The 4,968-nt window shown below is 69.2% G+C and carries 5 protein-coding genes and 1 pseudogene; 4 read left to right on the top strand and 2 right to left on the bottom strand.

Features of this window, described 5'->3' with window-relative positions; translation table 11 throughout:
• Positions 1 to 248: GFA family protein (locus ACXJKH_RS14470; RefSeq protein WP_457320267.1), on the top strand; the 248-nt coding region annotated here is incomplete at its 5' end.
• Positions 249 to 523: 275 nt separating this feature from the next.
• Here the strand turns inward: ACXJKH_RS14470 and ACXJKH_RS14475 are convergent.
• Positions 524 to 725, bottom strand: a pseudogene (locus tag ACXJKH_RS14475) (efflux RND transporter permease subunit); the annotation flags it as partial.
• Between the two features lie 234 nt (positions 726 to 959).
• On the opposite strand from ACXJKH_RS14475, the gene ACXJKH_RS14480 reads away from it, so the two are divergent.
• Entirely contained in the window at positions 960 to 1,487 is a 528-nt protein-coding gene (locus ACXJKH_RS14480; protein ID WP_457320275.1) for a sensor histidine kinase, read from the top strand.
• A 3-nt stretch (positions 1,488 to 1,490) separates the two neighbouring features.
• On the opposite strand, the gene ACXJKH_RS14485 is transcribed toward ACXJKH_RS14480, so the two are convergent.
• Positions 1,491 to 3,014, bottom strand: coding sequence for an MFS transporter (locus ACXJKH_RS14485; protein ID WP_457320269.1), 1,524 nt, complete (start codon positions 3,012 to 3,014; stop codon positions 1,491 to 1,493).
• 106 nt (positions 3,015 to 3,120) lie between these two features.
• Here ACXJKH_RS14485 and ACXJKH_RS14490 point away from each other — a divergent pair, with 106 nt between their 5' ends.
• Complete coding sequence (locus tag ACXJKH_RS14490; protein ID WP_457320271.1) at positions 3,121 to 4,047, top strand: LysR family transcriptional regulator; 927 nt, start codon at positions 3,121 to 3,123, stop codon at positions 4,045 to 4,047.
• A 58-nt stretch (positions 4,048 to 4,105) separates the two neighbouring features.
• Positions 4,106 to 4,968, top strand: an 863-nt coding sequence (locus ACXJKH_RS14495) for a PepSY-associated TM helix domain-containing protein (protein WP_457320273.1), incomplete at its 3' end; no start/stop codon positions are given.

The following is a 4,968-nucleotide window of genomic DNA, read 5'->3' on the forward strand; positions in this document are numbered from 1 at the left end:
CGGTAAAGCTGGCCGACCTGGAGGTGATCCAGGGCGACCAGACGCTGCGTCTGTACCAGTTCAACACCCACGTGGCCCGGCACTGGTTCTGCAGCATCTGCGGCATCTACACCCACCACCAGCGCCGCTCCTCGCCGGACGAGTACGGTTACAACCTCGGCTGCCTGGACGGGATCAACCCGTACGCGCTGGGCGACGTGCCGGTCAACGACGGGGTGAACCACCCTTCCGACCGTACACMGGGCTAGTGGCTGCGCCGCCGCGGCGGCGGTGCCACTTTCTGCCAGGGCGCCGCCATCCGGGGGCGTCCCACGCGCAGCGGGCGCTTGAACACGGGGCGACGCTGCGCGGCGTCCGCGGGGCTTGCAGGCGGCGGTGTCTGCGTGGCCGGCCGTGCAGGCCAGAGTCGGTCGAGCAACCACATGGCAGGTCTCCGTGGGGGACGGTGACGGGTGACGTTACCGACGCGTTGGCATAGGCCAGGTGAGGCCGGCACGACAATCGTGTGACGACCCGCCGGTCCTCATTGCACGGTGCGCGCCTTGCCCACCCCACGCACCAGCACGAAGAACAATGGCACCAGCACGATCGCCAGCAGCGTGCCCGAGAGCATGCCGCCGATCACGCTCATGCCGATCTCGCGCCGACTCACCGCACCGGCGCCCGTAGCCAGTCAGGGGGATGACGCCGGCGATGAACGCCAGCGAGGTCATCACGATCGGCCGCTTTCCGGGCGTCCGGATGAAATCGACCGGCTGTCGAGCATCGTCAACGCCATGCTCGAACGCATCGAGCAGTTGATGACCGAAGTCAAAGGCGTGTGCGACAGCATCGCCCACGACCTGCGCACACCGCTCACCCGGCTGCGCGCACACCTGTACCGCACCCGCGTCGAACTGGGCGAAAACGATCCGCACACCGACCAGATCGACAAGGCGCTGGTCGAAGCCGATCTGCTGATGGCGCGCTTCACCGCCCTGCTGCGCGTGTCCGAACTGGAAAGCCATCAGCGCCGTTCGGCCTTCGTCGAGGTGGATGTGCCCGAGCTGCTGCGGGAGCTGCACCAGTTCTACCTGCCGCTGGCCGAAGAGAAGCAGCAGGTGTTGCAGTTGGAAATCGCCGCGCCATTGCCACCGGTCAGCGGCGACCGCGAACTGCTGTTCGAAGCCCTGGCCAACCTGCTGTCCAATGCGTTGCGCTTTACCCCCGAACACGGCCGCGTCCTGCTGCGCGCGGTGGAGGACGCCGGCGCCACCCGCATCGATGTCATCGACAATGGCCCCGGCATTGCGCCGCAGGACCGCGCGTTGGTCTACCAGCGCTTCTTCCGTGGCACCGACGAGACCGGCCCGGGAGACGGCTTCGGGTTGGGCCTGTCGATCGTCGCCGCCATCGCCGGCCTGCACGGCTTCCGCGTGCGCACCGGCGAGGCACCCGACGGCGGCGCGTGGCTGAGCATCCGTTGCATCGCCGATGCGCTGGTTTGAGCCTCATCCATCGGCGCTGGCCGCCGCAGGCATCCGTTCCCTCCCCAGCAAGGCGTAGACCAGCAACGCACTGCCGGCGGTGAGTGCGGCCAACCCCCGCAGCAGCCAGACCAGCGCGTCGCGGCTGGCCTGCTGCAGTACCTCCACCGGCACCCCCGGCAGCAGGGCCGACGCCTGCGCCAGCGAACCGGTGGCCAGGTAAGCACCGGCCTTGCCCAGGGTCGCCAGCGGCACACCGCTACCCGGCGCCAAACGGTGTGTCACCAGCGCAGCCAGCACGGCCGTCACCGCCGCAAGCGCGATCCCCTCACCCGCCACCCGCACCGTGCCGAAAATGCCGGCGGCCATGCCGGCGCGCTGCACCGGCACCACGCTCACCGACAGCCCGTCCATCAGGCCCCATGGCAGCGCAGTGCCGGCACCGATCAGCAGCATCGCCGGCCACCACTGCGTGGGCGCCACATGCAGCGCGCGTTGCGACAACAGATACAGGCCCACCGCGCACACCGCCAGGCCCAGCGTGCACAGCCGTGCCGCGCTGAAGCGTCGCGCCCAGCCGGCGGCCAACATGGGCAACACCAGCATCGGCGCGGACAGCGCCAGCATCTGCAGGCCCACCTGCAGCGGCGACTGCGCCTGCACGCCCAGCAGGTGCAGCGGCAGGACCACCAGCAGCACCACGTAACCGAAGCAGGTCGCCACCGGCAGCAACTGCACGCCGAGGAAGCCGCGTTGCGCGAACAACGACAGGTCCAGCAGCGGTTGCCGCTGGCCGCGCTCGATCCGCACGAACAGGGCCAGCAACACCGCCGTGGCCAGCAACGCGCCCACCACGGCTGGCGAGCGCGGCCCGTGTTCGCCCAGCAACAACAAGGCGACGGTCAACGCCGCCAGCATCAGGCTGAAGCTGATCATGCCGGCCACATCCAGGCGCACGTGCTGGCCCCGGCTCTCGTCCAGGTGCCGCCGGGCCAGCGCCCACGCCGCCAACGCAAGCACCCCGCCCGAGGCGAACACGCTGCGCCAGCCCAGCGCCTGCAGCAGCATCCCGGCCAGCAGCGGTCCCAGTGCCAGGCCGACACCAAACATCGTGCCCATCAGCGCAAACACCCGGGTACGCGCATGCCCATCGAAGCGTTGCGCCAACGCCGCCCCACCCGACGCCAGCGCGGCGGCGGCGGCCACGCCCTGCGCGCCACGCGCAAGATCCAACCAGCGCAGATCCGGCGCCAGGCACACCGCCAGCGTGGCCAACACGAAACCGCCGGTGCCGCACAGGAACAGGCGGCGGCGCCCGAGCCGGTCGGCCAGACCACCGGCGGCCAGCAGCAGGCTGCCGAAGCTGAGCATGAAGGCATTGGTGACCCAGGCCAGCGCCGCGGGCGATCCCGGGAAGCGGCTGGCCAGCACGGGTACCGCCACCGCCCCGGCGGAAAACGAGAGCGGCAAGGCCAGCGCCGCCAGGCATACGGCCAGCACGGCCCAGCGCGGATCGCGCCGGGACGGCTCAAGGGAAAACAGGGACATGGGATCTTCCAGCGAAGTCGGGTATTGACGATAAGGGTGCGGCTATCTGCAATAAATGGCGCCAAAGTCGTTTGATTACGGCCACTTCTTCCGTAATGATCCGGACATGGACTCGATCACCGCCCTGCTAGCCTTCGTCCGCACTGCCGAGGCCTCCAGCTTCGTGGGCGCCGCCCGCAGCCTTGGCTTGTCGCCTTCCACCGTCGGCAAGCGCGTGGCCCGGCTCGAACAGGACCTCGGCGTGCGCCTGTTCCAGCGCACCACCCGGCGCGTGCGCCTCACCGAAGAAGGCGAGGTGCTGCTGCAGCGCTGCAAGCGCGCGCTGGACGAGCTGTCTGAAGCGCGCGCCGACCTCAGCCAGCGCCAACAGTCGCCCAGCGGYTTGCTGCGGGTGGGCCTGCCTACGATCGGCTACCGTTTCCTGTTGCCATTGCTGCCGCTGTTCCGGCAGCGCTACCCGGGCGTGCAACTGGAGCTGGATTTCAACGACCGCCTTGTCGATGTGGTCAGCGAAGGGCTGGACGTGGTGATCCGCAGCGGCGAGCTCGCCGACTCCAGCCTGATGGCACGCCGGCTCGGCCCGTTCCACTTCGTCCTGTGCGCAGCGCCTGCGCATCTGCATGCGCACGGTCAACCGGCCACGCTGACGCAACTGGCCACCCAGCCTGCGGTGCGCTTCCGGTTCCCGACCACCGGCAAGCTGCAGGCCTGGTCACTGCCCGGCCACGACGACGACGCGGGCGACGCGCTGGTCACGGTGATGACCTGCAACAACATGGAGGCGCTGCTGGCCGCGGCGATCGGCGGCATGGGCGTGGCGTGGATGCCCGACTTTCTCGCCGCCGAGGCACTGGCCGATGGCCGCCTGCAGGAACTGCTGCCCGACCACCCGCGCCAGCCCGGTCAGTTCTCGCTGCTGTGGCCTGGCAATCGCCAACCCAACGCGCGGCTGCGTGTGTTCATCGACTTCATGGCCGAACACCTGTTTCCCGGCGTTGCACCCCCGCCGCCACAGCGCCGTGGCCACCGCTGACCGCCGCGGCCGCATCACGTACCATCGCCGGCAACCTCGCCAGCCCCGCGCCAGCCGAATGCAACGATCCACCCTCAACGCCTGGTTCCTCGTGCACAAGTGGACCAGCCTGGTCTGTACCGTGTTCCTGTTGCTGCTGTGCCTCACCGGGCTGCCGCTGGTCTTCGGCGAGGAAATCGCCCACCTCAGCGAGCCGGAGGTCACCAGCGCCGCAGCCGATGCGGTGCCGCGCGATCTGGATGCGCAGGTTCGCACCGCGCTGCAACGCTATCCCGGCGATGTACCGCTGTTCGTCGGCTGGGATCCGGATGCGCCCACCGTCTACGTCAACACCGGTGCACGCGTGGATACCCCGCCACCGCAGATGCACACCGCGCTGCTGCATGCGATCACCGGCGAGGTACTGCCGGCCGCGCAGTTCAACGAAGGGGTGATGTACTTCCTCTACCGCCTGCACACCGACCTGTTCCTTGGGCTGCCGGGCATGCTGTTCATGGGCGCGATGGGGGTGCTGTTCGCCATGGCGATCGTCTCCGGGCTGGTGCTGTACGGCCCGTTCATGCGCAAGCAGCCATTCGGCACGCTGCGCACCGGCCGCAGCCGCCGGTTAGCGTGGCTGGACCTGCATAACGTACTCGGCGTCGTCACCCTCGGCTGGGCGCTGGTGGTGGGTATCACCGGCGCCATCAACACCGTCGCCAAACCACTCGAACAGGCATGGCAGGGCGAGCAGTTGGGCGAATTCGCCGCGCGCTATGCAGGGCAGCCACGCCCGGCCACGCTGGCGTCGCTGCAGGCTGCGGTGGATACCGCGCGCGCCGCCGAGCCAGGCATGCGTCCGGCCTTCGTCAGCTTTCCCGGCACCGGCTATAGCGGCGATCACCACTATGGCGTGTTCATGCAGGGCAACAGCGCACTCAC

The sequence above is a fragment of the Stenotrophomonas sp. P5_B8 genome (assembly GCF_054049855.1).

Excerpts from the sequence above, each read along its gene's own strand:
- ACXJKH_RS14480 (WP_457320275.1), top strand. The coding sequence starts at position 960 with ATGGCGCGCTTCACCGCCCTGCTGCGCGTGTCCGAACTGGAAAGCCAT.
- ACXJKH_RS14485 (WP_457320269.1), bottom strand. The coding sequence starts at position 3,014 with ATGTCCCTGTTTTCCCTTGAGCCGTCCCGGCGCGATCCGCGCTGGGCC.